Genomic DNA, 25,361 nt, shown 5'->3' with positions numbered 1-25,361 from the left:
ACAACGCTGACGGATCAACGGCTCAGCGCCTGGTACTTCAGGGGCTGAGCCGCCGCGGTCCGGCAAGCGCATGACAGGGTCAGCTCTCAACGGCATGCCGCATCAGCTCTGCAGCGGCCAAAGCCACGCCGCACCGCGCACGCCGCTGGAGTCGCCATGCTGCGCTTTCAGCACCGGCGTTTCACACTCGCCGCCAAACACCCACTTCTTCATCAGCAGCGGCACGGTCTGATAGAGGCGATCCACGTTGCTCATCCCGCCGCCCAGCACGATCACATCGGGATCGATCAGATTCACCACCTGTGCCAGCGATTTTGCCAGCCGCAGCTCATAACGGCTCATCGCCAGTTCGGCGATCGGATCCTGCTGCGCCAGCAGCGAGACGATTTCCGCCCCTTTGCGATGCACGCCGCTCAGCCGCTGATAGTCGATACCAAAGCCGGTGCCAGAGACAAACGTCTCAATGCAGCCCTGCTGGCCGCAGTAACAGGGCACTTCCTGGCGGTAGCGCAGCTCATCCTCATCCATCCAGGGCAGTGGATTGTGCCCCCACTCACCGGCATTGCCGTTGCCGCCAATGCGCGATTCACCGTTGATCGCCACGCCCGCTCCCGAGCCGGTGCCGATGATCACCGCAAACACCAGCGACTGTCCGGCTCCCGCCCCATCAACCGCTTCCGATACCGCCAGGCAGTTAGCATCGTTGGCGATGCGCACTTCCCGATTCAGCGCCTGAGCCAGATCTTTATCCAGCGGCTGACCGTTGAGCCAGGTGGAGTTGGCATTTTTCACCCGCTTACTGAAGGGCGAAAGCGAGCCAGGGATCCCAAGGCCGACCGTACCGGTCTCGCCGGTTTTCTGCTCTGCCAGTGTGACCAGATCGACAATCGCCTGCACCGTTGCCTGATAGTCATCACGCGGGGTATTCACCCGATGGCGGAACAGCTCCTGTCCCTTATCCGACAATGCAATCACTTCTGTCTTGGTGCCACCCAGATCTATGCCTATGCGCACGGTTACGTCCTCGTTATTCATTCAGGTGAGAGATACAGTAGAAGGCGGCTGCCTTAAAGGCAATGAAACCACTCCGATGTTTCGCTATCATGCGCGCTGACTCTCGCAGACTTGTGCGCCCGATCGCGCCCCGGTAAGGAATCCCGATGTTGTGGTTTAAAAATATGATGGTTTATCGTCTGAATCGTGACATTCCGTTGTCCGCAGATGAGATGGAAAAACAGCTCGACGCCTTCACGTTTTCACCGTGTGGCAGTCAGGATATGAGCAAGACCGGCTGGGTCCCGCCGATGGGTAACCGCAGCGACGCGCTGACCCATGAGAACAAAGGCCAGATTGTGATTTGTGCCCGCAAAGAGGAGAAAATCCTGCCGTCGCCGGTCGTGAAACAGGCGCTGGAAGCGAAAATCGACAAGCTGGAATCTGAGCAGAGCCGCAAGCTCAAAAAGACGGAGAAAGACTCCCTGAAAGATGAAGTGCTGCACAGCCTGCTGCCGCGCGCCTTCAGCCGTTTCAGCCAGACTTATCTGTGGATCGACACAGTCAACAATCTGATTATGGTTGACTGTGCCAGCGCGAAAAAAGCGGAAGATACCCTGGCGCTGCTGCGCAAAAGCCTGGGTTCACTGCCAGTGGTGCCGCTGACGCTGGAAAACCCGATTGAGCTGACCCTGACCGAATGGGTACGTTCGGGCGACCTGCCTGCCGGTTTTGCGCTGATGGATGAAGCGGAGCTGAAAGCGCTGCTGGAAGATGGCGGCGTGATCCGCTGTAAGAAACAGGATCTGGTGTGTGATGAGATTGCCAACCATATCGAAGCGGGAAAGCTGGTGACCAAACTGGCACTCGACTGGCAGGAACGCATTCAGTTCGTGCTGGCGGATGACGGTTCGGTGAAACGTCTGAAGTTCAGCGACACGCTGCGTGACCAGAACGACGATATCGACCGCGAAGATTTTGCCCAGCGCTTTGATGCGGACTTTATTCTGATGACCAGCGAACTGGCGGCACTGACCAGCAATCTGGTGGAAGCGTTAGGCGGCGAAGCCCAGCGTTAATCAATAACAGGGCGGCGCTGTTCCGCCCTGAAGTTTTGGCCCACTTTGCCGATAACCGGTTCTTTGGCAAAGGACTTCCACCCATGACCCGCTTATTACGGTACCTGTTTTTATTCTGCACTCTGTCGCTTCTTTCAATCTCTGCACGCAGCCAACCCGCCTCGGATGATCCGCCCAGCGTCAGCCGTTTCGATGCCGTACGTATCAATGATCGCCTGAATGTGATGATAGCTATTCCCGGTAAAAACGGAGGCGCAATGCAGATCTGGCAGGCTTTTGATTGCAAAAAACCTTATTCCGAAGCGCTTTACCGCCACATGGTCGATGCAGAAGGCCACCCACAAGGCCGTTTTTATGGCAATGAGTATGACCGCTACAGCGCACCTCAGCCTGGCCCCAATCAGGATCCGGCTGTTCTGAAAAAAATCTGCGCATTGCCAGAACAATCAGTGACCTGGGAAAAAATCGACTCGACTGATAAATATGGCGCTACGACGCTGATTGACGTTGCCAGCCTGAAACGTGAGGGAGATAAATTGCGGGTCCGGGTCGGCACCGATTACGCAGCCAGCGATTTCGATCCGCCCTTTGATGCGCCCTACAGCCTGAAGGTTGAAAATTACCGTTTTAACTGCGCAACTGGTGTCAGTACACCTTTGTCCATGTTTGATATTGATGACAAAGGTTACGTGACCGATTCGCTGGATGGGGGCCAACTGGCGCGCCGTAAAGCTGATTTTGCTCTGACACCACTGCTACAAAAAACCTTTGCTCAACTCTGTACGCTGCCAGATATGAAGAAATTTCATGCGCTGGGGCGCTTCAAATCCGCATCGCATAAATCTTCCGGTGCGACGGCACAGCATATGCTGCCCGACCTGAACGGCAATCCGGCCTCGGTGCTGGCCGCCGTCCCGCTTGATCCTGCCCTACAGCAGCAGCTGAAAGCTCTGGTTCGTCCCTGGGCCACGCCGCGTTTTCGCCAGCTCAGCTGGGTTGAAAATGGCCGAAAAAGTCACGTCAGCGTACAGATGGTGGCGGATGAGTCAGGCTTTATTCGCAAGCTGGAGGATTACGGTCTCTGGAAAGTGCAGCGTCTGACGATTGCCAATGATATTCAGCTCGCCTTTGCCATGTCGATTTCCTATTCCCCTTCGCGCTTAAAACAGCTTAGCTCGACGCTGCGTTATCCGCTTATCGCCGGACAGCACTATCAGAACGACGTGGTGAGTGAGGGTAGCGTGGACAAAGATGAGGAAAGTCATCAGCGGGAAACCTGTGCTGTCTCCAGCGGTGGTGACGCGCGGGAGATTAACCCGGCATTTAGCGGACGTTATCTGAAGGTGGCCTGTACCATCGCGACAGACAAACAGCCTGTCACCGTCATAGAGAGTGCCTGGCTTGAAGACCTGCGGGTTTTAGCACCACTAAGGGCAAAAACAGGTGATAAACCGATGGACACTATCACCCTGAGTGATGTGAAGATTATTCGCTAGAAAAAAGGGCCGCTTAGCGGCCTTTTTTTAATCTTTATCTTTCAGGTAACGGCAGAGATAGGAACTTGGCTCGCCAACCTGCAGATGAAATTCGCTGTGACCCGGCACGTTAAATACCGAACCCGCTTCAAACCATTTCCACTCGGTCTCACCTGGCAGCAGCACCTTAAGCGAGCCGCTGACCACGGTCATCTCTTCCGGCTGACCGGTACCAAATGTGTATTCACCTTCAGCCATCACGCCTACGCTGGCACGGCCGGTGCTCGCACTGTCAAAACCGATAGATTTAACTTTTCCGTCAAAATACTCACTTACGTTGAGCATAATAGTCTCCAGAGCACATGTTGTGTGTCTGGCAGTGTAGAAGGGAACCCGCTGATCTGTCACGCGAAATCACAGGCGTTTGTGATCGCCTTCGTCAGGGAAGCAGCGCGGCCGCCAGCCGGGCCACCAGCTCGTTAGAGAGGAGAACCGGCACGCCCAGCTGCTGCTGTAACGCAGCCCGATGCTGCTGGTGATACCCCATACAGTCCATCACCACCAGCGCCGCCCCCTGCGCTTGCAGCGAGCGCGCCGCACTGGTGAAGGTCGCCTGATCGCCCTCATAGGGGCTGGCAACCGCATAACAGGGGGGGATGGGCAGATGCTGCCACTTACCCGCCTGCTCGACAATCTGCTCCGTAACCGGCACCACGATCCCGATCTGCTGCTGCTGCACTATGGCGCCGATCAGCGGCGGGATAATACGGTCCGGCTCCAGCAGAAGCGCCTGTCGGGTGCGAAGCTGGCTGAATTCACCGGTGCAGAGCAGCAGGATGGTCTGATAGCCTGCAAGTTCCAGCGCACTGATTTTGCGCTGCAATCCCTGCTCCACCTTTGACGCCGCCAGCCGCACCTGTTCGCCGCTTTGCAGCCGTGACACCAGCACCGCATCGCCTGCATCCGGCGCAAACTGCGCCTGGATCTCGGTGCAGCTCAGCCCATCCAGCAGTCCGGCGTGATCGGTCTGCGCATCCGGCAGATGCTGACGCAGCAGCGGCAGAATGTCGCTGCGCGGCGACTGACCGATGGTCAGCGTCACCAGGGAGGCCGTCATCTTAGTGGTTCCGGTGACGCAGATGCGCCAGGCTGCCATAGAGCGCGATCAGTCGCGCATATTCGTCGGCGTCGTAGAAGTGACAGGTTTCACGACCAAACTCCTTGGCGACCTCAATGGCAAACTTCGCGGCGGCCGCAATGTCCACTTCATGGCTGGCCCCGGTTCCGCAGCCCGGCACCACCGACTCTGCCGTGATCGCCACGCCCACAACCGGGACATCGGTGGCGGTGGAAGGCTGCAGAATACTGTTGAGGTGATAAATCCCGTTACCGTACGGCGTAATATCCTGAGTCGTGATCGGGAAGGTCACCGCCGGACGACCGCTGGTCATCTCCATGATGCGCAGCAGATCCTCCGACACCCGCAGGATGTAGCCCTCTTTTACCGTCGGCGACAGGGCAAAACCTTTGTGGTTGATGATGCGATTGCCTTTGGTGGTGTCGATCGACAGAATCGCATCCACTCCCGCCACCACCTCATTGTCATTCATCGTGACATCATCAATCGGTGAATCCATAAAATCGACCGGCAGATGCGGCCGTGTGGGCGCATCGGGACAGATATGGGTGGTGATGATCACATCCCCGGTCAGCCTGTCGCCTTTACCCTGCATCTGCGCCAGCTTCAGCGCACAGGCGATCGCCGCGACGGCGCCATCGGCATCGGAGACCATCCCGATCCGGCCAGGGCGGGCACCGATGCCGCCAAGCCGGCCAATAATGCCCAGCGTTGGCGCACGGCCTCCCGCGGCTTTGCCCTGCACGCCCGGGATATCGATGCGCACAAAGTCGGTCCGGCCTTTGGGACCCGTCACCCGGTTGAAACGGGCCGTGATCTCCGGCCAGGGCGCAAACAGATCCACCACCTGCTGCCCGTCGATGTGGGCGCTGTCCAGTAATTCAAAAACCGTCAGGGTCTGCTGCAAACTCATCGTTAATCCTTTTATTTCTTGCTGCTGCTGGCAAACAGCGAATGGAAGAAGCTGTAGAGGGCATCACCAGCAATAAACCCTGCCGCCATGACTTCCATAGGCGACCGGCCCCGCTCGCCCCAGACGCGAATAATGACGATGCGCAGGGCAATCCCGACCATCACAGCCCAGCCCGCCATCGCGTTGTTGATTAACAGACCGGTGGCCAGCAGCACGCCCAGCTGCCGTTTCGGTCCGCCGATCAGCTGAATCATCGCGCCAGGAATTGCCCACAGCAGCAGGTTTCCGGCGATACCCGGCTCCGCGCCCGCCTGAATCGTTTTGGCATAGACCCGCGCCACCGGCGGCAGCAGGTTATCGGTAAAGAACAGGGTGTGGGCGTACCAGACCAGCGGAATCGACACCACAAAGGCGATCATGGCGGCGATCAGCTGAATGCGCCGTCCCCACAGCTCCTGTTGCAGGTCGGCACCGTTGCCGCGCAGGATAAAGCCCGCCTTCAGGTCATATCCCATATCGGCGAACGCCGGCCCGGTGGCGGCGGTAAAGCCGCACAGCAGACAGAGTGCCAGCGGCGGAAAGCCGAGCAGAATGCCGATAATCAGCGTAATCAGCGCCACGGCAAAGGCCGGGAACCAGCCGGAGTGCATCGCGGCAATCCCGACAATCAGTTCATGGGCAAAGGCCGCAAAGGCGGCGTAGAGGACAAACAGCAGCAGCATCGCGATGCCCATCTCACTCCACAGGCCGCCCGCCAGCGCCAGCAGCGCCGAAATCACGATGTAGCCCACGCTGCCGAAGCCCAGCGCCCGCTGCACCTCATTGCCGTTGCGGCTCACCCCCTGCGCATCATTTTTGCGACTGCGGATCACCATCATGACCTGAATCAGCGCCACCAGGCCGGCGCCGACCATCACGCCATGCGGAATGTAGAGTGCATTGATATCAATACCGGCCACCGGCTGCGCGTAGGCCCGCAGCAGAAAACCGATGCCGAGCATCGACAGCGCCCAGATATTGCCGATAAACGCGGTGCCAAAGGCGGACATCGGGATCTTCAGCATCGCGCCGACAACGCCACCGACAATACCCGCCACCAGCAGCCAGGCCTGACGTCCTCCTTTATCCCCTGCTTTGATCGCTTCAGCCGCCGCCACGCCCGGAGGCCAGGCATTGCTGGCCGGAAAGACGCGGGTATCAAACAGACGATAGAGCAGCCAGGCATCAAGCAGCATTGCGGCACTGACGCCACAGAAGAGTGGCAGCACCAGCTGCGGCTCTCCCAGCGCCCAGGGCACCGCAATCGGCATCAGCAGGCTGTTGGCTGCCCCGAAGGTGGCTGACGAGATAGCGGTCTGCGCCAGATTCTGGATTTCAATCGAACGATAGCGGCGGAAAGCCTGCAGCGGAATACGCGCCAGCAGCATGGCAAACAGCGCACCAATAATCGACGTGTTAGGCGTTACGCCAAGGGTGGTGATCAGCTGGATACCAATAATGGCACCCGCGATAGAAAGCAAAATTAAAACCAGTGCCACGCCAGCGTGCCTGATCGGATTTACCCGTTCCATATGTCCCCGCCAGTCCTTGTCCAGAAGAAATAGAAGAATGTCTGCCCGCCTGCTGACGGGTTGACGCCGCTTGTCTTTTTTACGGTTCTGATGCGCGCAGGCGCTGCCCTCCTGCCAGGAACGTCACCCGTGCACAAACACGCGAGAGGGACGCACACAGGCAGCCAGTCTGCTGCGTAAAGCATGGCGATCAGATTGAAAGAAAAAGGCCCGAAGGCCCTGGTTTTCCCTGGTGTGGCGAAAGTATTACGCCGATAAAATCGTGGTGACGTTACGCGCCAAACTTTTCGGCCATCTCTGTGGCCGTTGCGCGTAATGCGTCAAGGAGCGCGGGCGGGTATCCCGGTTCCGACTCCTGCGACAGAAACGACAGGCAGAGCGCGACCGTTTCGCCATGATGTTTGTTGTGCACGATGACTGACAGTGAACTGATGCCAGGCAGAGACTCATTCCGGGCCAGTGACCAGCCCTGCTGCCGGATTTCCGCCAGACTGGCAAGAAGCGCCTCCGGGCTTTGCGGCGAGTTTGCCGGGCCAGCCTGCCAGTGGTCACGAAAGCGCGCCAGCACCTCGTCATCGCTTAACTGCGCCAGCAGTACCCTGCCGGTTGAGGTGGCGTCAGCCGGCATCCGGCTGCCGGGTGGGGTGACCATCTGGGTAAAGTGACGGCCATGAAACATGCGCATCACTAATATTTCCCGGCCATCCAGCTTTGACACGTAGCCCATGCAGCCCGTTTTTGCGGCCAGCCTGACCATCGCGGCTGAGACGCTGTCCACCAGCGGTGCGGACAGATAATGTCCGGCGGCGGCTAACAATACGCGGCCAATATGATAACCGCGCGTGTCGGCATCGCGCTCCAGCAGCCCCTGACTTTCCATCGTGGCGAGCAGACGCGATACCGTGCTTTTGGGCAGGCCCAGCGCCTCAACCACCTCACTGAAGGAGAGACCGACATGCCCCTGCGTCACGCCCTTTTGCTGAAATAACCGGAGTACGGCGGCGGCATTTTCGAGTGTGGTCATGTCACGGGTTCCACTATATGGAACAAAGTTCCTCTGCTGTTCCGACGAAAATAAAACGTGACGCTGAATCGGTCAAGCGACAATTTTGACACCGGCAGGATCGGCAGCAGAGAAAATACGGCGATAAAATTGATTAGCGGGGCTTTATAGGGCGACGCCGGGAGTGCGCAGAACAGACGCCCGGACAAAAAGCCAGTCGCAGTAAATCTGCGTAAATTTTGCGTGTTAATTGACCGGATGCGGTCGGGGAAAGAGAAAACTTTATCGCGCAGGGGCGACAGAAGAAGATGTTGCCGGCTATCACAGGATGAAACAGGCTGGCGTCCCTGCCAGCAGCAACGAATTACTCTTTTTCGACGTCTTCGTAGCGCGCTTTGGCATCATGCGCTTCTTCTTCCGTTTCGTGCTCGCTGATTAAGGAATTTGGTTTAGGGTGATCGGCACGTAACTCATAGGACGTGACTTTTTTACCCTCAGGACCCTTTTCTACAGGCACAACTTTCGCTTCACGTGGATACGGTGGTCTGGTCGGCATACTGTGTCCCTCTTCTCTCAATAACATTCCACAGGACAGGCCGCTGCCTGTCATGAGGTAAGTATAGACAACACCCACTGAAGCGGGATCAAAGCGGGAAAAATCTGAGGGTTAGCTGGCGCGCGCCAGGGAGAGGGAGAGCAGGATCTCCTCGACCACACGCTCGGGGGACTGCATGGCATTCACCTGATGATGGGCGGCGGCCTGATAGAGATGCGCGCGTTCGCGCAGGACATCGCTCATCTCATCGGCAATCGGACGGCCGGTTAAGGTCGGACGCTGGGCCGCCTCTGGTTCGCTTTGCAGCCGCTCTGCCAGCACCTCCGGAGAGGCGCTAAGCCAGATCACCTGTCCCTGCTCCCGCATAAAGCGGCAGTTCTCCTCGGCCAGAATCATGCCACCGCCGGTGGCTATCACGGTGCGCGGCGCCGTCACGGCCCGCAGTGATTCGGTTTCACGGGCGCGGAACCCCTCCCACCCTTCTGCCGCCACAATCTCGGCCACGCTGCGCTGCGTGCTGAGTTGCAGATGGTGATCGGTGTCGGTGAAGGCGTAGCCCAGCGCCTGCGACAACGCCACGCCGACTGTGGTTTTGCCGCAACCGCGAGCGCCAATCAAAAAGATGGGTAGTGACATCAGGGCCGTTCCTCCGCCTGACCGCGCGATGCGGCTGCATGGTTAGCTGATTAATGCGACGCATCATAACTGGAAATTATTATGGCCTCCACCTGTCAGGCAGGTTTTACGCACTTTACTGCCCTGAATGGCGATAAGTCTTATCTTTTCAAGGGGAAATGCATGCACGATTTGTGCATCAGGGTCTCCGCTGCCCGGCAGAAATGGCGAAAAAGCGGGGCAAAACGGGTCTGGCAATATTTGCTTACCGCCACAGATTTACTTTTCTCTCAGCCGCCCACATATACTGATCACCATCGCCACAGGAGAGTCATCATGCAACGCGAAGAACAACAACTGATCGAAGGGCTGTTCACCCGCCTGAAACAGGCCGAAAGCCAGACCGCGGCACGTGATGCCGCTGCCGAACAACTGATTAACCAGCACCTGCAGGCGCAGCCTGGCGCACCTTACTATATGGCGCAGGCGATCCTGATTCAGGAAGCGGCGCTGAAAAAACTCAATGAGCGGGTATCGGCGCTGGAAAGTCAGCTGGCACAACAACAGCAACAGCAGCCCGCACAGAGCAGTGGCGGGTTTCTGTCAGGACTGTTTGGTGGCGGTTCACGTCAGCAGCAGCCTGCTCAGCAACAGCAGCAACCGTCACCCTGGAACAGTGCGCCTCAGCAACCGGCTCAGCCGCAATATGCGCCAGCCCCGGCGTCACGCGGCACCGGCTTCCTCGGCGGCGCACTGCAGACGGCAGTGGGTGTCGCCGGTGGTGTGGTGATGGCCGATATGCTGACCAGCATGTTCCACCACTCACAGCCGGAAGAGATTGTGAACATCATCAATGAGCCACCACTGCCTGAGGTGAACGATAATCTCAACACCTTTAACGGCGGCGATGACAACCTCAACACCTTCAACGAGGGTAATGACAACGCCTTCCTGGATCAGAACAGCGGCTGGGATAACAATTTTGCCGACAACGGCGACCTCAACGATTTTGGCGGCGACGACTACGACGACGACAGCTTCGTTTAACGTCAGCGTTTCTGCTGTCTGAGCCAGCTATCCAGTTCATTTGCAAACTGCTGGCGGTCACGCGGACTCATTGCCGCGGGGCCGCCGGTCTGCACACCGCTTGACCGCAGGGTATCCATAAAGTCGCGCATCGTCAGCCGTTCCCGTATTGTCGCCGGTGAGTAGCGCTCGCCACGCGGATTCAGCGCCGCCGCCCCCTTCTCAATCACCTCGGCCGCCAGCGGAATATCGGCGGTAATCACCAGATCTCCTGGCTCAACACGTTTAACAATTTCATTGTCCGCGACATCAAACCCGGCAGGCACCTGCAGGGTGCGCAGATAGGGCGAAGGCGGCACACGCAGAAACTGGTTTGCCACAAAGGTGACCGTGGTGGCGGTGCGATCGGCCGCGCGGTACAGCACCTCTTTGATCACATTCGGACAGGCATCGGCATCGACCCAGATAGACATCATCACTCCTTACAGTCAGAGAAGTCTGCAATCTTGCCGGGTTCCCTTTAAATGGCAAATTTAATTTTCGGCACGCTTTCCAGGCTGCACGCGGCTGACTTGTTATTCGGGCTGACTGAAGTAAGCTAGCCGGAAGAAAACGCATAATGTCCTAAGGAGATGGCGATGCTGGCTAAGAAAATCGGGTTTATCGGCGGGGGAAATATGGCGAAAGCCATTATCGGCGGACTGGTCAACAGTGGCAAAATCGCCCCGTCTGATATTTTCGTTTATGACCGCAAAGCAGACACCAACCAGGCGCTGGCAGAGCAGTATGGCATCAACGCCGCAGAGAGTGCTGACGCGCTGGCGCGCGAGGTGGACATTCTGTTTGGCGCGGTCAAACCCAATGTCATCCTGAAAGTGTTAAAAGAGCTGGCAGGCAGCCTGAAGAAAGAGGCGCTGGTGGTGTCGATCGCGGCGGGTGTGACGCTTGATTCACTCTCTTCGGTGCTGGGTTATGACCGCAAAATTGTCCGGGCGATGCCTAATACCCCCTCGCTGGTGAGTGAAGGCATGACCTCGGTCACGCCTAATGCGCTGGTGGAGTCCGCAGAAACCGACGAAGTGGTCGCGATTTTTGAGAGCTTCGGCAAGGCGGCGGTGGTGGATGAGTATCTGATTCACTCGGTCGTGGGCGTCAGCGGGTCCGCCCCGGCCTACGTCTTCATGTTTATCGAAGCGATGGCGGATGCGGCTGTCGCTGGCGGCATGCCGCGCGCGCAGGCCTATCAGTTTGCCGCGCAGACGGTGAAAGGGGCGGCGCAGATGGTGCTGACTACCGGCAAACATCCGGCGGAGCTCAAAGATATGGTCTGCTCTCCCGGCGGCACCACCATTGAAGCGGTGAAGGTGCTGGAAGAGAAAGGGATGCGTTCGGCGGTGATTGAAGCGATGCAGCAGTGCATGGCGAAGTCAGAGAAACTGAGCCGCAGCTAGCAAGCCACGATGAGCAGGGCGGCCCGTCGGCCCGCCCTGCATTCGGCCTACTCCATCGCTACCTTGCAGTACGCCACGGCGTCGGCAAACGTCATGGGTTGCTGCATCCGCTCCACCAGCTCAGCGGTCAGCGTATACATCCCGCACGAACAGATCGCCGCCAGTTCACCCTGCTGTCCATAACACGCGATAAACTTTTTCTCCTCCAGCGAGCCGAGCAGCTGGAAATTATCCCACTCTCTGGCGTGGCCCAGATACTCATAACGGGTGCCATACTGGGTCGTCCAGAAAAAGGGCACACGTTCAAAGGCGACGTGCTGGTCCAGCATATTTCTGGCGACGGTCTGTCCCTGCTGATGCGCAACACGATAGTGCTCGATGCGCAGCGGCCCCTGCGCCGACGGATACGTCGCGATGTCACCCGCAACCCAGATGTTCTCAGCGACCTTCAGCTCTGCATCGGCCTGCAGGCTGCCATCTTCTGCCAGCGGCAGATCGTGGATAAAGTCGGTGGCCGGTTTCACGCCGGTGGCAAACAGGACGACGGTAGCGGGCAACTGCCGCCCCCCTTTAAGCTGCACACTGCTCACCTGCTGATCGCCCTGCAGGGATTCAATTTCGCCCTGCTCCCATTTCACGCCATTTTTCTGATGCAGCTGATAGAAATAGCGGCCAATCTGGTCGCCAAACTGTTTCGCAAAGGGCAGCGTCTGGCGGGCAATCACCGTCACGTCAATGTCACGGTTACGCAGCGCCGACGCCAGTTCGGTGCCGATAAAGCTGTTGCCGATAATCACAATTTTATGCCTGGCATCTACCGCCTGAAGCAGCTGGTCGGTCTGGGCTTTGCTGCGCAGCAGATGCACCCCCTCCAGATCGCTGCCGGGTATATCGGGACGTACAGGTGCCGCGCCACTGGCGATCAGGAGTTTGTCGAAGGCGAGGCTTTCACCATCTTCAAAGATCAGCCGTTGCTGCTGAGCGTCAAGGCGGCTCACACTGGCCTGAATGCGCTCGACGTGATCCATCACATCCGCTTTCAGCAGCTGCGGTACCTCGCTGATATCCATCTTGCCTGATGGCACAAATTTGGTCAGTGCAGTGCGGTCGTAGGGTGCGTCCGCTTCCCGCTCCACCAGCACCAGACGCCCTTTATAGCCCTCATGCCGTAACCGCCACAGCGCAGCACTTCCCGCCGCGCCGCCACCCAGCACCACGAAAACCGGTGCGTCTGCACCGCTGCCAATGGGCGCGGCGGGCGACATCGCCTCAGGATTGACCAGCACACGCCCCTCTTCAATCCGCAGCGGATACTGTTTGAGATCGGCCAGCGCCAGCGGTTCACACATTTTGCCGTCGGCCAGATTAAATGCGGCTTTGTGCCACGGGCAGACCAGCCGGTCGCCACAGATCGCGCCCTGCTCCAGCGGCGCGCCAGCATGCGGGCATTTCGCCTGGTAAGCACGAACGCTCTCCCCCTCGCGGATCAGTAACACTTCCACCTCACCCAGCGTTTTTTTAACCGGCTGACGCTGCGGCAGGTCTTTCAGATCGACGGTAAATTGATAGTTCACAACGTGGCTCCTTTGACTGTTCCGGTTGGGCGCCGCGCCGTCAGACCCTGCGCAGCGCAAATCCCCACAAACAGTAAGTGTGGCAAAGGAAATTAAAAGCCTGACGCGGAATGTTTGTCAGAAGCGTAACGGGCTGTTACAGCAGGGAATTTAAACGCAGGCCGGAAGGGAAACGGCCACCTGCGTGGCCGGGAGAAACATCAGCTTTTTTTCAGGCACTGGCTCATAAAGGTTTTACGTGCATCACCCGCCAGCTTTTTATCGCCAGCTTCGCCATTGCAGCTTTTCATTTTCATCTGCTGCGGAGACATCTGTGACAGCTTGCTCTCTTTTTTCAGGCATTCACTCATAAAGGATTTGCGCGCATCTCCCTTGAGATCCTGTGATTTGGCATGCTGGTTACAGATCGTCATTTTCTCCTGCTGCGGGGTCTTCTCCGCCGCATTTGCCAGCCCGCTGACCAGCAGGCCCGCCATCATCATTGCCAAAAAACCGACTTTCATCGTGTTATCTCCCATGTGGATGTGTTCTTTCTTATTCTGGCAGTGAATAAGCAAAGCGGGAAATGTTTCCGGTCAGCGTGATGGAAAGATCCCATTCCAGAGTGGGACTGTACTGCACGTTTAGCGCGGATCAACAAATCCATGGCCTGGCCCGCCACCCGGCCCGCCCCAGCCCCCTCCACCGCCGCCGCCAGGAGGCGGGAAAAGACATCCGCTCAGGATAAAACCTAATGCCACAACAGCCGCCAGCTTAACGATTCGTTTCATATCAACCTCAGGGTGTAAAAATCGGGCTGAGTGTATGAAGCCATCAGCGGGGCTGACAAGTGAGATTTCTCTGCATCCTGCCGCTATTCATCTTTGCTGACCAGACTTAACATTTTACAGTCAGTAATCTGCTCTCTTCTCAACATCCCGACCGATTTGCAGACGAAACTATTTGTGCAAAACGGGAGGACGAACGCTTTACAGCCTGGCATTTTTTGCGCATTGTGAGCGCATTACATTTACAGGATACCGACATGACTCTCTCTCAGGCTGCTCTCAGCGACATCCTCTCCCGGCGCGACTGGGAAAACCCGGTAGTGACCTCGCTGCATCGGCTGGATGCCCACCCGCCCTTTGCCAGCTGGCGCGATGAAGCCGCTGCGCGTGATGACGCCCCTTCCGCCTCACTGCGCAGTCTCAACGGTGAGTGGGGATTCAGTTACTTTGCGCAGCCTGAAGCGATTCCCGCCAGCTGGTTACTGCAGGATCTGCCGGATGCCGGTACGCTTCCGGTACCGGCCAACTGGCAGATGCATGGCTATGACGCGCCCATTTATACCAACGTGCAGTATCCGATCCCGGTCGATCCGCCACGGGTACCGGCAGCAAACCCGACCGGATGTTACTCGCTCACATTCAGCATTGAAGCCGCCTGGCTGGAGACGGGACAGACGCGCATTATTTTTGACGGCGTTAACTCTGCCTTTCACCTCTGGTGCAACGGTCACTGGATTGGCTACTCCCAGGACAGTCGGCTGCCCGCCGAATTTGACCTGAGCGAGGTGCTGCGTCCCGGTAACAACCGGCTGGCCGTGATGGTGCTGCGCTGGAGCGATGGCAGCTATCTGGAAGATCAGGACATGTGGCGCATGAGCGGTATTTTTCGCGACGTCACCCTGTTGCATAAACCCCGGGTTCATCTGGCTGACGTTCAGCTGGAAACCCGACTCAGCCCGGAATTTTGCCGTGCGGATCTGCGCGCGCAGGTGCGTGTCGCGCTGCCTTCCGCCGTTACCTCACGCTATCAGCTGCGTCTGACGCTGTGGCAGGGCGAGCAGCAGATTGCACAGTGTCAGCAGCCGCTGGGCAGCGCCATCATCGATGAACGCGGCCACTATCCCGAACGCGCCCTGCTCAGCCTGCCGGTTGAGCGGCCTGACCTGTGGAGCGCGGAGACGCCTCATCTCTACCGCGCCACGCTGGCCCTGCTGGATGAGCAGCAGCAGTTAATCGAGGTGGAAGCCTGGGATGTCGGTTTCCGCCAGGTCACTATCGACAATGGCCTGCTGTGCCTGAACGGCAAACCGCTGCTGATCCGCGGCACTAACCGTCACGAGCACCACCCTGAACGGGGTCAGGTGGTGGATGAGGCGATGATGCGCCGCGACATCATGCTGATGAAGCAGCACAATTTTAATGCGGTGCGCTGCTCGCACTACCCCAATCATCCGCTCTGGTACCGGCTGTGCGATCGGTACGGGCTTTACGTGGTGGATGAGGCCAACATTGAGACCCACGGCATGCAGCCCATGAACCGGCTCTCTGACGATCCGCGCTGGTTTGCCGCCTACAGCGAGCGGGTCACGCGCATGGTGCAGCGTGACCGTAACCACTGCTGCATTATTATCTGGTCGCTGGGCAACGAGTCCGGCCATGGCGCAACGCACGACGCGCTTTACCGCTGGGTGAAAAGCAGCGATCCGACCCGTCCGGTTCAGTATGAAGGCGGCGGTGCGGATACCGCCGCGACCGATATCATCTGCCCGATGTACGCCAGGGTGGATCAGGATCAGCCCTTCCCGGCGGTGCCGAAATGGTCACTGAAAAAGTGGATTGGACTGCCGGGCGAAACGCGCCCGCTGATCCTCTGTGAATATGCTCATGCGATGGGCAACAGCTTTGGCGGCTTTGCGAAATACTGGCAGGCTTTCCGTCAGTTTCCGCGCCTGCAGGGCGGCTTCGTCTGGGACTGGGTGGATCAGAGCCTGACCCGCTATGACGATCAGGGAGAGCCCTGGCAGGCCTATGGCGGCGACTTTGGCGATACACCCAACGATCGTCAGTTCTGTATGAACGGGCTGGTGTTTGCCGACCGTACACCTCATCCGGCGCTCTATGAAGCGCAGCGCGCCCAGCAGTTCTGGCAGTTCACGGTCGATCCCGACGATCCGCTGAGCTTTACGGTCAGCAGCGACTATCTGTTCCGCCACAGTGATAATGAAGTGTTACGCTGGCGCATAGAGCAGGCCGGCCAGGTCGTGGCGCAGGGTGATATCCCGCTCGATATCCCCGCGCAGGGCCAGCAGCGGATCACCCTGCCCTCCCCGCCTCCGTTGCAGGGCGAATGCTGGCTGAATGTTGCCGTGCATCAGGTGCAGCCGACCCGCTGGAGCGAAGCTGGCTGGCGTGTCGCCTGGGATCAGTGGGCGCTCCCCTCCGCGCTGGCACTGCCTTCCCTGCCGGAAACCGGTGAGGCACCGCAGCTGCACGATAACGGCCGTGAGATTGTCGTCACCCACCGGCAGCAGCGCTGGCAATTTTCCCGTCACAGCGGCGAACTGGAACAGTGGTGGGTGGATGACGAGCCGACGCTGCTGACGCCGCTTCAGGCGTGCTTTATCCGCGCGCCGCTCGATAATGACATCGGCACCAGCGAAGCGGAACGGATCGATCCCAACGCCTGGTCGGAGCGCTGGAAAGCGGCGGGCTATGACCAGATGCAAAGCCAGCGGATAGCGATTGCGGCCGATACGCTGACCCAGGCGGTGCAGATTGAGACGCTGCACAGCTGGCACGCCGGGGGGCAGCTCGCCTTTATCAGCCGGATACGTTTTCTGATCAATGCACAGGGGGAGCTGACGCTGCAGCTTTCCGTTGAGCAGTCCCGCGGTTTGCCACCGCCAGCGCGCATCGGGCTACGCTGCGCGCTGGCGACGATCCCGCAGCAGGTGAACTGGCTCGGCCTCGGCCCGCACGAAAACTACCCTGACCGCCAGCTGGCCGCACAGTTTTCCCGCTGGCAGTTACCGCTGGATCAGCTCTTTACGCCCTATGTTTTCCCGGGTGAGAACGGCCTGCGCGGCGGCACCCGTGAGCTTGATACCGGCAGCTGGCAGGTCAGCGGAGATTTCGCTTTCTCGCTGAGTCGCTTTAGCCTGGAGCAGCTGCGGGAGACGTCACACCGCCACCTCCTGCGCCCGGAAGCGGGCTGCTGGCTGCATCTGGATGCGTACCACATGGGCGTGGGCGGCGATGACTCCTGGAGTCCCAGCGTCAGTCCTGAGTTTCTGCTGACTCAGCAGCGCTGGCAGACGGAACTGACGATTTGCCAGCCGACGCGGGCAGCACGGTCTTCGGACGACGGTAAACGCGCTTCAGAAACAGCACATTAATCAGCACCACCACTGCGGTGGCAAAAAAGACCCAGCGGAAACCTGCCATCGCCGACACCGCCCCGCCCAGCAGCGGACCGGCAACGTTGCCGAGATACATAAACGACTGGTTGTAGCCGAAGATCCGCCCCGTAATGTTGTCGCGTGAATGGCGCACCAGCAGGGTCTGCACCGCAGGCATCATCGCACCATCGGCGAAGCCCAGCAAAAAGCGCAGCACGCCCAGCTGCGTTGCGCTGGTCACAAAGGACATGGCGATAAACAGCAGCAGCGAGATCGCCATCGTCGCCAGCAGAATACGCTGTGTGCCGATGCGATCGCCGAGTCGCCCCAGCCGGGGTGCGGCCAGCAGAGCAGACACGCCGGGCAGCGCGGCGATCACCCCGCTGAGAAACGCGATGTTCTCCGCATGGGGCGCCAGCTCCCGCACAAACAGCGTCAGGATGGGGTTAACCGACCCGTTACACATCTGAATCACCAGGGTGGTAAAGAACAGGCAGAGCACCAGTCTGGGGTTATCCAGCGAGCGGAACACCTCGCGTCCGCTGAGCTTCTCCTTTTTACTCACCGGGGTGTAGCCCGTCTCTTTAATCAGGAAGAGTGTGACCAGAAAACTGACCAGCAGCAGAGCCGCGGTGACCATGAAGACCATGCGCAGCCCCACCCCGTCAGCCAGCAGCCCGCCCAGCATCGGTCCCAGAATCACCCCGCCAATCTGGCCGGTGGAGACACAGCTCAGCGCCCAGCCGCTGCGTTCACGCGGCACCTGAGCGGCCACCAGCGCCATGGCGTTGGGGATATAGCCGGAGGTCAGCCCCATCAGGGCGCGCAGCAGCAGCAACTGCCAGGCTTCGGTGACGAAAGCCTGCAGCAGGATCACGATCCCCATGCCAGCAGCGGCGCGCAGCAGCATCAGTTTCCGCCCTTTGCGATCGGCCAGGCTGCCCCACAGCGGCGCAACCGCCGCTGAAATCACAAAGGTGATGCTGAACGTCAGTCCCGACCAGAGGCTCAGTGAGGTGCCGCCGGTGACGCCCAGTTGCTCAAGGTAGAGTGGCAGGAACGGAATAATCTGGCTGATCGCCAGTCCGGTAAAAAAACAGCCAAACCAGACCGAGATCAGGTTTATCTTCCAGGGTTCAATGATGCGTGGCATGGGCAGAGGAAGTGAAGAGAAAGAGGGCTGAGTTTAACCCAGGCCCGCTGCGCGTGACCGCCAGAACATGGCAAAAACGGCAAGCATCTTGATTCTGCGCAATTTACGTCGCCGGACCGGTCGCGGATCTGTCGCCTGCGGATCTCCATCCTCCCCTCAGCAGGATGGAAAAATATGTCATTGTGTTACTGACAACCGTTTGCTTCGCTTCTATGTTTAAAAAACCGCCAGCCACGGCGGTATGGCGATCGTTCCGATCGGTGTGACGCCCTCCGCAAACAACGGTGCAGACCGTCCGGCTATGCTGAGGCGAACCCGCATATTGAGTAGATAAACGCCCCTGCACCCGGGTGTAAGGGAGAGGTCTGGGGTTTAGCGGAGGTGGGAAATGAGAGTGCAACCGAACAGCGCCAGCCGCGCTATCACCGACTATTTCAATGGCCCGAACTGGCGGACGCCGCCCGAGTCCGATCTGCTGGCGGTGATTATGCGCGAGATGATGGAAGCGGGTCAGCCCGCCACCAATAAAGCGATAATTGCCCGGGTAATTGAGAAACTGGAAGTCGAAGGGGACGAAACGCAGCTGCAACGTTATCGTACCCTGCTGGCTCAGTTAATCGACGCGCCACCCCGGGCCTGAAGCGCTGGCTTATTTCACCCAGCGCAGCTTATCCGCTTCGCTGATGCTGGCCCGCCCGCTGCTGCGCTGAAACAGGCAGAGCTCCCGTCCACGCTTATTGTTCATCTGTCGCTGAGGATAGCGCCCCTCCAGCAACAGAGCGCTGTATCCTGTGCTGTCGTCATACTCAATCGGCTCGCCCAGCACCCTGACTTTGCTCAGGTGACTGGCGTTAATGCAGGCCTGGGTCATCACCTGACGGCTCTGTTGCCAGGCTTCGGCACTGGAGGCCTGCGCCGCTGCACTGCTGAGTAAGTCTACAGAGAGTAGCGCGCCTTTCATCCGTTTCATGTTCGCTCCTGTTACCGCCCGCAGGCGCTAAAAAAATTCCCGCCGGGGCGGGAATAAACAAGACGAGCATTGTCAATCGCGTGACGAGAAGCGCATCGAAATGCAGCGCCATTCTCGCCCGCCGTTATGACAAGGCTGTGACACCCAGGCCGTCAGCCGCAATAAACAGAGCTGATGTTGCCGTTTTTATCCGCCAGGAAGTTAAGCCGGTTGAGGTTAAAGTCCATGGTGACGGCAGAGTTATAAGGGATAGGACGCACCAGCTGATCGAAATGCTGTCCCTGCAGCGCGGTTAACGGTTTGCCGACATAGTGCTGAAACTGTGAGGCACCACAGCGATCATTCTCAGGATCCGGCTTCACGCTGGCCGTGTCAGAGTGGGAGGCGGATTGACAGGCGGTTAAGGCAAACAGACCCGCTACCAGCAGCCCTTTTCCATAAAATTTCACGTTTGATCTCCTGTTGGACGTGTAAAACCCTGTCCCCAAGAGTAGCAAAGCGTGCCGGCCAGGCTGAACTCTAAAAAAGTAAAGTTGTTACAGCCGCCGAAAACTGTAAGCGGTGGCGATCACAATTTAGGATTAATCGCACGCACTGCTTAAAAAAGAAACGCCCGGTGGCTACAATTAACTAAGATTATTCTTAGCTCCGGGAGTCCATAATGGAACTGATTATTTTTGTTGTCTGCGCCATGCTGATGACCGCCGTGGCGGTCAAAGTCCGTTAAGCGGACCCAGCCTGATTCTGCGCCGTTCTTTCCAGAAGCGTACTGAACGCAGCCAGCGGCATCGGACGACCGAGGAAGTAGCCTTGTCCCTCTTCGCACGAGAGCTGTTTTAACTGGTTCAGCTGCGCTTCTGTCTCAATCCCCTCTGCCGTAATGGTCAGCGCAAACGCGCGTGCCAGCGCAATAATGCCCGCTACCACTGACTGCGCCTGCTCCGACTCCGGAAAATCTTTCATCCATGAGCGATCGATCTTGAGGCCGTTAAAGGGGTAGGTTTTCAGGTAACCCAGCGCGGCATAACCGGTGCCGAAATCATCCACGGTTAACCTGACGCCCAGCGCCCGTAAGCCCTGCATCATCTCCAGCGCACGCTGCGGATGTTCAAAGGTGACATTCTCTGTGATCTCCAGCTCCAGACGCGTTGCCGGCAGGCCGCTTCGGGCCAGCGCATCCGCCACCCGCTGCACCAGGTCGCTGGTGCGAAACTCCATCGGCGAGATATTCACCGAGACGTAGCGGTCGCCTCCCCACCCCAGCGCATCTTCACAGGCGCGCATCAGCACCCAGTCACTGATGGTGGCAATCAGTCCGCTCTCTTCCGCCAGCGGAATAAAGTGATCGGGTGTCATCCACTGATCCGGCGCAACCTGCCAGCGAAGCAACGCCTCGGCTCCCGCCAGCTGGCCGCTCAGCAGCTGATAGCGGGGCTGATAGTGCAGGCGAAATTCATTGTTCCTCAGCGCTTTCTCAATGCGGCGTGCCATTTCACGCTTATCCTCGCGCTGGCTGGCCATCTCGCTGGCATACCAGACCCACTGATTGCGCCCCGCTTCACGCGCTTCGGTGAGCGCGATATCGGCCATACGCAGCAGCGTTTCCGGGTGACTGGCATCCTGCGGGACGCAGGCAATGCCCATGCTGACCGTCAGATAGTGGACATGCTGGCCGGTGCTGATCGGCTGCTGAACCTCATGCACCAGCTGAGCACAGCGCTGATCGACCCGCTCGCGGTTCGTTTCACGCAGGACCAGCACAAACTCATCCCCGCCCAGTCGTGCCACCAGCTCCTGAGGCCCCGTGGCGCGCTTCAGACGCTGCGCGATCTGGCTCAGCGCCTCATCGCCCGTCGCATGGCCCCAGGTTTCGTTGATCGGCCTGAACTGATCGAGGTCGAGCGTAATCAGCGTCAGCGGCACGATCCCTTCCGGCTGCTCAAGATGCTGTGTCAGAAACTCCTGCAGCTGTACGCGGTTCGACAGGCCGGTTAAGACGTCATGACGCGACAGGAACTGAATACGCGCCTCCGCTTCCATACTCTGCGTGATGTCTGAAACCGTGCCGCGGAATCCGATACGCCGCGTGTCATGCCAGATCGTTTTCGCCACCAGCTGACCAATACGGCGGTTGCCCTGCGCCGACATAAACTGGCAGCGCAACGGCATCTGCTGTCCCTCCTCCTCCTGGCGCAGCAGCCAGGCGACCAGCGAATGGCTGGGATGGGTCAGCAGCTGATCGATGTGTCGCCCCAGCCAGTGTGACATGTCGTGGCCGGTGACATTTTCAAAGCGCGCGGACAGGTAGATCAGGCGGCCCTTCTCATCCGTCTCCCAGATCCAGTCTGACGCCGCCTCAGCGAGATCGCGAAACCGCGCTTCGCTGCTGGCCAGCTCCTGCTGGCTGATCGCCAGCATGGCGAAGCGCCGGTCTGAAAGGATCGCATTCGAAAGCGCATGGCGGCTGACGCGGCGGGTGATCAGACCAATGATGATCGCCATCAGCGTCAGCAGGGGCAGCAGAAACAGGATCAGGCCCATTCCCGGCATCTTTGGTGTCCAGCGCAGGACAATCGGTTCGCCGTGCGGCAACGGCTGCACCATGCGCGGCTCGCGTAGCGCATCCTCTTCACTGTCGGGCAGACGCAGCTCACGCACATCCAGCGAGGCGCCCAGCGCCTGAAGCTTGGCGGGGGTGAACAGATTCACAAACACCATCACGGATGGCGGCCCCGCCTTTGACGGCGTGTTATCCACTCTTCCGCTGCTGATAGGGGCGGCCACCACGATGGCGGGCAGATGATTGATCTCTGCATCCTGCGTCATGGCCCTGTTGTTCAGCTGACGCGCGGCCGCAATCAGGCCGGGCGTCTGCTGACCCAGCCACGCCTCCAGCGGCGTGTCCGTCAGCTGACCATCAATCACCGTGTAGGTGGTGTGACCTTTGCCATCCACCACGAACACGCCTTCATAGTGATACTCTTCATAAAGACCCGGACCAAAGTTCTCTTCGTCATACGCCCAGGCTTTGTTCACGCTGACGTGAAGATTACGCCATGCTTCTCCCCAGAAGGCATAATCCCGGATATCAGTGGCCATCGCCTCCTGGCGACTCTTCCATGCCTGCTGCACCAGCAGCAGATCGTGCTCAGCCGATGTGCTGTTCTGCCGCTGGGCGATGGTCAGCACCATCACCATTGAGAGCAGCAGCACGCCAAACAGCAGCAGCGAAAGCGTACGCAGACTGCGGCGCGTAAAGCGCACAGTGCGGTCTTCAGCAGCCTGTCTGAATGGCGGTGAGGGCGGTGCCGGGGGGTTAAAATTCATTGAAAGTGCTCACTACACAACCAGGTTTTAGTCACGGGCCAGCCCTGTAATACGGGGGGCTGACCAGATAGTTTCCTCAGTTATCGGCCCGCCTGCTCCGGTGTTTAGTCTGCGGCAAAAATAAGCATGCAATATTGTCTCAAGGGCTGACTCGACAGCGATCAGGCGCATTGCTACTATGCGCTAACCTTCGCTGGCAGAGTCGCCTATGAACACCAATTCCGACAGAGTGACCCTGACGCTGTTCTACGTCGGCAGCTTTGTGGTTTATTACCTGGTTACCATGCTGATCACGCTGTTTCCCAACTACAGCGTGCTGCGCAATGACGGACTGCTGGTGCCGGTGCTCTGCCTGTTTGAATTTGCGGTCATCTACCCGCTGTATCGCTTTTACTGCCAGCGCCGCGCCGATCTGCCGCTGGGTGAACTCGGCATGCTGCAAACCCTGCTCTTTACCGGCGCGCTGTTTGTCCTGATGGCGGCCCAGATGCAGTTTATGCAGCCGGAAGGCTGGCTGGTGATGCAGGCTCAGCAGGGACGCAATTCGCTGCTGATTCTGCTGCTCACCGCCGTGCTGCTGGCCCCGGTGTTTGAAGAGGTGCTGTTCCGCGGATTCCTGTTGCAGGGCTTTCTGCTGTGGGCGCCGCGCAGCCGCTTCGCCTGTATGCTGCTGACCTCACTGCTGTTTGCGGTGATGCACACGCAGTATGTTCACTGGCAGACCCTGATCGCCCTGACGCTCTTTTCGCTGCTGCTCTGCTACGCCCGGCTGCGGAGTAACAGTCTTGCCCTGCCTATCTTTCTGCACACCCTGAACAACCTGATTGCGCTGCTGCCCGCCTGGTATTTCGCGGGCTGACGCCTCATCGCCTCATCGCTGACGCACCGTTTTCCGGCCGTGTCGCGGGCCACCGCTCACACTGACAATGCTGCCCCGGCACGTTTGTCTATACTGGTGGATAAAAAGGGAAAAAAAACGTCACAGTCCGGACCAGCAGACCGTGTAAAGGAGAAGAGCGATGTTGATAGGATTTGTGTTGTTAGTGAGCGCGTGTGGATATGATGCCTGTGAGGCGTTACCCGTCTCGGAGCGTATCTATCCGACCAAAGCCGACTGTGAAACGATGGCGCACCGTATTCACAAAGTCAGACCGAACGTGGTCCTGCTTTGCGGTGAGGTTCATCGCTGATTCAGGGCCAGTCGCAATAAAGCCGCGCTGCAACATTGCAAGCTGGCGATTTAGCGTACAAAATATAAGCTGTTGTTCACCATTATCGTTGTGAATCCCATGAAAACATCACGTCCCCGTCGTCCTGCCGGACGCTGGGTTTACTATCTTTTGTATGATGGCATTCTGTGGCCCTGCCCTGTCCGCTGGGAGTGGGAGAGCAGTTATGGCGGCTGGCTGCCGTTTTACTACACGCCTACCTTTGAGTTTGTGGTGGGCGATCCGCGTAAGGCTCATCGCATTGCGCGCAGCGACGTGCGCGTCAGACGGCGCGAAGATGCCTTTGTCTGAGCGAAATCTACCGCCACGGCAGCCATGAGGCTGTCAGCAGGAAGTAAATCGCCTCCAGCACGATAATCACCATCAATAAGATGCCCAGCGTGTGGCGACCTGTTCCCTTCATCGGTTCAGGCCCAAATCATCGCAGCCCAGCGTATCAGCAGCAGTGCACCACAGATGCATAACAGCACCAGCACCATCTTCCACTGTTTTCTGGCCGCCCGGACTCTCACCATCGCGGTTTCCTCTCTGTCAGAAAGCAAAGATGCGCCTGAAGGCGCATCTGTTTCGGTCAACAGCAGGACCGGTTGTGCATAGCGTCGCGCCAGGGTCGCCAGAGGGCGACCCGTTGCCGGCATCAGTTATTCAGCGTGTAATCCAGTGTGATTTCCGCATTCAGTAACTGAGAAACCGGGCAGCCCGCCTTGGCATTGTTGATGATTTCATCAAACGCTGACTCATCAATGCCTGGCAGAGAGACGGTGCTGGTCAGCGCCACTTTGGTGATGGCAAAGCCGTCGCCTTTCTTGTCCAGCGACACATCGGCCGTGGTATCAATGCTTTCCGGCTTGTGACCCGCATTGCCCAGCATCAGCGACAGGGCCATGGAGAAACAGGCCGCGTGCGCTGCACCAATCAGCTCTTCCGGGTTGGTGCCTTTGCCGCCTTCAAAACGGGTGTTAAAGCCATAGGGCTGCTGGCTCAGTACGCCGCTCTCAGTGCTGACGGTGCCTTTGCCTTTGATATCGCCTTCCCAATGCGCCGAACCTTTCTTATGAATGGTCATCTCATTCCTCCTGTGGGTAAAGAAGCTAAGTATAGACAATGCATTCATTTTCGCAGG

At 58.6% G+C, this 25,361-nt stretch carries 27 protein-coding genes; 9 read left to right on the top strand and 18 right to left on the bottom strand.

Features of this window, described 5'->3' with window-relative positions; all coding sequences use genetic code 11:
- Positions 1-102 precede the first annotated feature (102 nt).
- Positions 103-1,014 (bottom strand): fructokinase, encoded by a 912-nt coding sequence (gene mak / locus OXR04_RS15250; RefSeq protein WP_267372079.1) that lies wholly within the window; start codon positions 1,012-1,014, stop codon positions 103-105.
- A gap of 146 nt (positions 1,015-1,160) precedes the next feature.
- Here mak and rdgC point away from each other — a divergent pair, with 146 nt between their 5' ends.
- Together rdgC and OXR04_RS15240 are read left to right on the top strand one after the other, a co-directional pair.
- Positions 1,161-2,072: a recombination-associated protein RdgC gene (gene rdgC / locus OXR04_RS15245; protein WP_150013087.1), complete on the top strand. Its 912-nt coding sequence runs from the start codon at positions 1,161-1,163 to the stop codon at positions 2,070-2,072.
- Positions 2,073-2,329: 257 nt separating this feature from the next.
- Complete coding sequence (locus tag OXR04_RS15240; RefSeq protein WP_235334483.1) at positions 2,330-3,568, top strand: hypothetical protein; 1,239 nt, start codon at positions 2,330-2,332, stop codon at positions 3,566-3,568.
- Positions 3,569-3,595: 27 nt separating this feature from the next.
- Here the strand turns inward: OXR04_RS15240 and ppnP are convergent, their stop codons facing one another.
- The 7 genes from ppnP to aroL all read right to left on the bottom strand — a co-directional run bounded on the left by ppnP (position 3,596) and on the right by aroL (position 9,364).
- Positions 3,596-3,892 (bottom strand): pyrimidine/purine nucleoside phosphorylase, encoded by a 297-nt coding sequence (gene ppnP / locus OXR04_RS15235; RefSeq protein WP_013356948.1) that lies wholly within the window; start codon positions 3,890-3,892, stop codon positions 3,596-3,598.
- A 94-nt stretch (positions 3,893-3,986) separates the two neighbouring features.
- On the bottom strand, positions 3,987-4,664 hold the full coding sequence (locus OXR04_RS15230) for an AroM family protein (RefSeq protein ID WP_267372081.1): 678 nt from the start codon (positions 4,662-4,664) through the stop codon (positions 3,987-3,989).
- Position 4,665: 1 nt separating this feature from the next.
- Complete coding sequence (locus tag OXR04_RS15225) at positions 4,666-5,598, bottom strand: DUF1177 domain-containing protein (protein ID WP_009091804.1); 933 nt, start codon at positions 5,596-5,598, stop codon at positions 4,666-4,668.
- Between the two features lie 11 nt (positions 5,599-5,609).
- On the bottom strand, positions 5,610-7,169 hold the full coding sequence (locus tag OXR04_RS15220; RefSeq protein ID WP_058956379.1) for an OPT/YSL family transporter: 1,560 nt from the start codon (positions 7,167-7,169) through the stop codon (positions 5,610-5,612).
- Positions 7,170-7,440: 271 nt separating this feature from the next.
- Positions 7,441-8,193 (bottom strand): IclR family transcriptional regulator, encoded by a 753-nt coding sequence (locus OXR04_RS15215; RefSeq protein WP_009091808.1) that lies wholly within the window; start codon positions 8,191-8,193, stop codon positions 7,441-7,443.
- Positions 8,194-8,536: 343 nt separating this feature from the next.
- Positions 8,537-8,728, bottom strand: a complete 192-nt coding sequence (locus OXR04_RS15210) for a YaiA family protein (RefSeq protein WP_009091809.1) — start codon at positions 8,726-8,728, stop codon at positions 8,537-8,539.
- Between the two features lie 111 nt (positions 8,729-8,839).
- Positions 8,840-9,364: a shikimate kinase AroL gene (gene aroL, locus OXR04_RS15205; protein ID WP_046101332.1), complete on the bottom strand. Its 525-nt coding sequence runs from the start codon at positions 9,362-9,364 to the stop codon at positions 8,840-8,842.
- Positions 9,365-9,679: 315 nt separating this feature from the next.
- On the opposite strand from aroL, the gene OXR04_RS15200 reads away from it, so the two are divergent.
- Positions 9,680-10,390 (top strand): DUF2076 domain-containing protein, encoded by a 711-nt coding sequence (locus OXR04_RS15200; protein WP_009091814.1) that lies wholly within the window; start codon positions 9,680-9,682, stop codon positions 10,388-10,390.
- Between the two features lie 2 nt (positions 10,391-10,392).
- Here the strand turns inward: OXR04_RS15200 and OXR04_RS15195 are convergent, their stop codons facing one another.
- Positions 10,393-10,842 (bottom strand): YaiI/YqxD family protein, encoded by a 450-nt coding sequence (locus OXR04_RS15195; protein ID WP_009091816.1) that lies wholly within the window; start codon positions 10,840-10,842, stop codon positions 10,393-10,395.
- A gap of 165 nt (positions 10,843-11,007) precedes the next feature.
- Between OXR04_RS15195 and proC the strand changes: the two genes are divergently transcribed.
- Positions 11,008-11,820: a pyrroline-5-carboxylate reductase gene (gene proC, locus OXR04_RS15190; RefSeq protein WP_140923328.1), complete on the top strand. Its 813-nt coding sequence runs from the start codon at positions 11,008-11,010 to the stop codon at positions 11,818-11,820.
- A gap of 47 nt (positions 11,821-11,867) precedes the next feature.
- Here proC and OXR04_RS15185 read toward each other — a convergent pair whose 3' ends face one another.
- The 3 genes from OXR04_RS15185 to OXR04_RS15175 all read right to left on the bottom strand — a co-directional run bounded on the left by OXR04_RS15185 (position 11,868) and on the right by OXR04_RS15175 (position 14,164).
- Entirely contained in the window at positions 11,868-13,394 is a 1,527-nt protein-coding gene (locus tag OXR04_RS15185) for an FAD-dependent oxidoreductase (RefSeq protein ID WP_267372085.1), read from the bottom strand.
- A gap of 200 nt (positions 13,395-13,594) precedes the next feature.
- Complete coding sequence (locus OXR04_RS15180) at positions 13,595-13,897, bottom strand: PsiF family protein (RefSeq protein ID WP_033736600.1); 303 nt, start codon at positions 13,895-13,897, stop codon at positions 13,595-13,597.
- A gap of 120 nt (positions 13,898-14,017) precedes the next feature.
- Entirely contained in the window at positions 14,018-14,164 is a 147-nt protein-coding gene (locus tag OXR04_RS15175) for a hypothetical protein (protein ID WP_162836530.1), read from the bottom strand.
- 254 nt (positions 14,165-14,418) lie between these two features.
- On the opposite strand from OXR04_RS15175, the gene OXR04_RS15170 reads away from it, so the two are divergent.
- Positions 14,419-17,556 (top strand): beta-galactosidase, encoded by a 3,138-nt coding sequence (locus OXR04_RS15170; protein WP_267372773.1) that lies wholly within the window; start codon positions 14,419-14,421, stop codon positions 17,554-17,556.
- Here the strand turns inward: OXR04_RS15170 and OXR04_RS15165 are convergent.
- The gene (locus tag OXR04_RS15165; RefSeq protein WP_071987815.1) at positions 17,438-18,712 is read right to left on the bottom strand and encodes a multidrug efflux MFS transporter; all 1,275 of its coding nucleotides are present in this window, start codon (positions 18,710-18,712) and stop codon (positions 17,438-17,440) included. The two genes, OXR04_RS15170 and OXR04_RS15165, sit on opposite strands and share 119 nt — an antisense overlap.
- Before the next feature lie 388 nt (positions 18,713-19,100).
- Here OXR04_RS15165 and OXR04_RS15160 point away from each other — a divergent pair, with 388 nt between their 5' ends.
- On the top strand, positions 19,101-19,352 hold the full coding sequence (locus OXR04_RS15160) for a biofilm development regulator YmgB/AriR family protein (protein ID WP_009091829.1): 252 nt from the start codon (positions 19,101-19,103) through the stop codon (positions 19,350-19,352).
- 9 nt (positions 19,353-19,361) lie between these two features.
- On the opposite strand, the gene OXR04_RS15155 is transcribed toward OXR04_RS15160, so the two are convergent.
- The 3 genes from OXR04_RS15155 to OXR04_RS15145 all read right to left on the bottom strand — a co-directional run bounded on the left by OXR04_RS15155 (position 19,362) and on the right by OXR04_RS15145 (position 23,009).
- Entirely contained in the window at positions 19,362-19,682 is a 321-nt protein-coding gene (locus OXR04_RS15155; RefSeq protein ID WP_267372774.1) for a hypothetical protein, read from the bottom strand.
- A gap of 152 nt (positions 19,683-19,834) precedes the next feature.
- Positions 19,835-20,131 (bottom strand): I78 family peptidase inhibitor, encoded by a 297-nt coding sequence (locus OXR04_RS15150; RefSeq protein WP_009091832.1) that lies wholly within the window; start codon positions 20,129-20,131, stop codon positions 19,835-19,837.
- 274 nt (positions 20,132-20,405) lie between these two features.
- A complete protein-coding gene (locus OXR04_RS15145; protein ID WP_267372775.1) occupies positions 20,406-23,009 on the bottom strand; it encodes an EAL domain-containing protein in 2,604 nt (867 codons plus the stop codon).
- 208 nt (positions 23,010-23,217) lie between these two features.
- Here OXR04_RS15145 and OXR04_RS15140 point away from each other — a divergent pair, with 208 nt between their 5' ends.
- The 3 genes from OXR04_RS15140 to OXR04_RS15130 all read left to right on the top strand — a co-directional run bounded on the left by OXR04_RS15140 (position 23,218) and on the right by OXR04_RS15130 (position 24,529).
- Positions 23,218-23,868 (top strand): type II CAAX endopeptidase family protein, encoded by a 651-nt coding sequence (locus tag OXR04_RS15140; RefSeq protein ID WP_009091835.1) that lies wholly within the window; start codon positions 23,218-23,220, stop codon positions 23,866-23,868.
- Between the two features lie 160 nt (positions 23,869-24,028).
- Positions 24,029-24,199 carry a hypothetical protein gene (locus OXR04_RS15135; protein WP_009091837.1) on the top strand — a complete coding sequence of 57 codons (171 nt, stop codon included), beginning with the start codon at positions 24,029-24,031 and terminating at the stop codon, positions 24,197-24,199.
- A gap of 99 nt (positions 24,200-24,298) precedes the next feature.
- The gene (locus OXR04_RS15130; RefSeq protein ID WP_046102016.1) at positions 24,299-24,529 is read left to right on the top strand and encodes a hypothetical protein; all 231 of its coding nucleotides are present in this window, start codon (positions 24,299-24,301) and stop codon (positions 24,527-24,529) included.
- 116 nt (positions 24,530-24,645) lie between these two features.
- Here the strand turns inward: OXR04_RS15130 and yniD are convergent, their stop codons facing one another.
- A complete protein-coding gene (yniD, locus tag OXR04_RS15125; protein WP_258317018.1) occupies positions 24,646-24,753 on the bottom strand; it encodes a small membrane protein YniD in 108 nt (35 codons plus the stop codon).
- 122 nt (positions 24,754-24,875) lie between these two features.
- Entirely contained in the window at positions 24,876-25,304 is a 429-nt protein-coding gene (locus tag OXR04_RS15120) for an OsmC family protein (protein ID WP_009091842.1), read from the bottom strand.
- Between the last annotated feature and the right edge of the window lie 57 nt (positions 25,305-25,361).

It is taken from the genome of Pantoea sp. GM_Pan_3 (assembly GCF_026541045.1).
In the GTDB taxonomy this organism is placed as follows: domain Bacteria; phylum Pseudomonadota; class Gammaproteobacteria; order Enterobacterales; family Enterobacteriaceae; genus Pantoea; species Pantoea anthophila.
The sequence above is the reverse complement of the archived record's forward strand: the minus strand, read 5'-3'. Positions and strand labels throughout refer to the sequence as shown.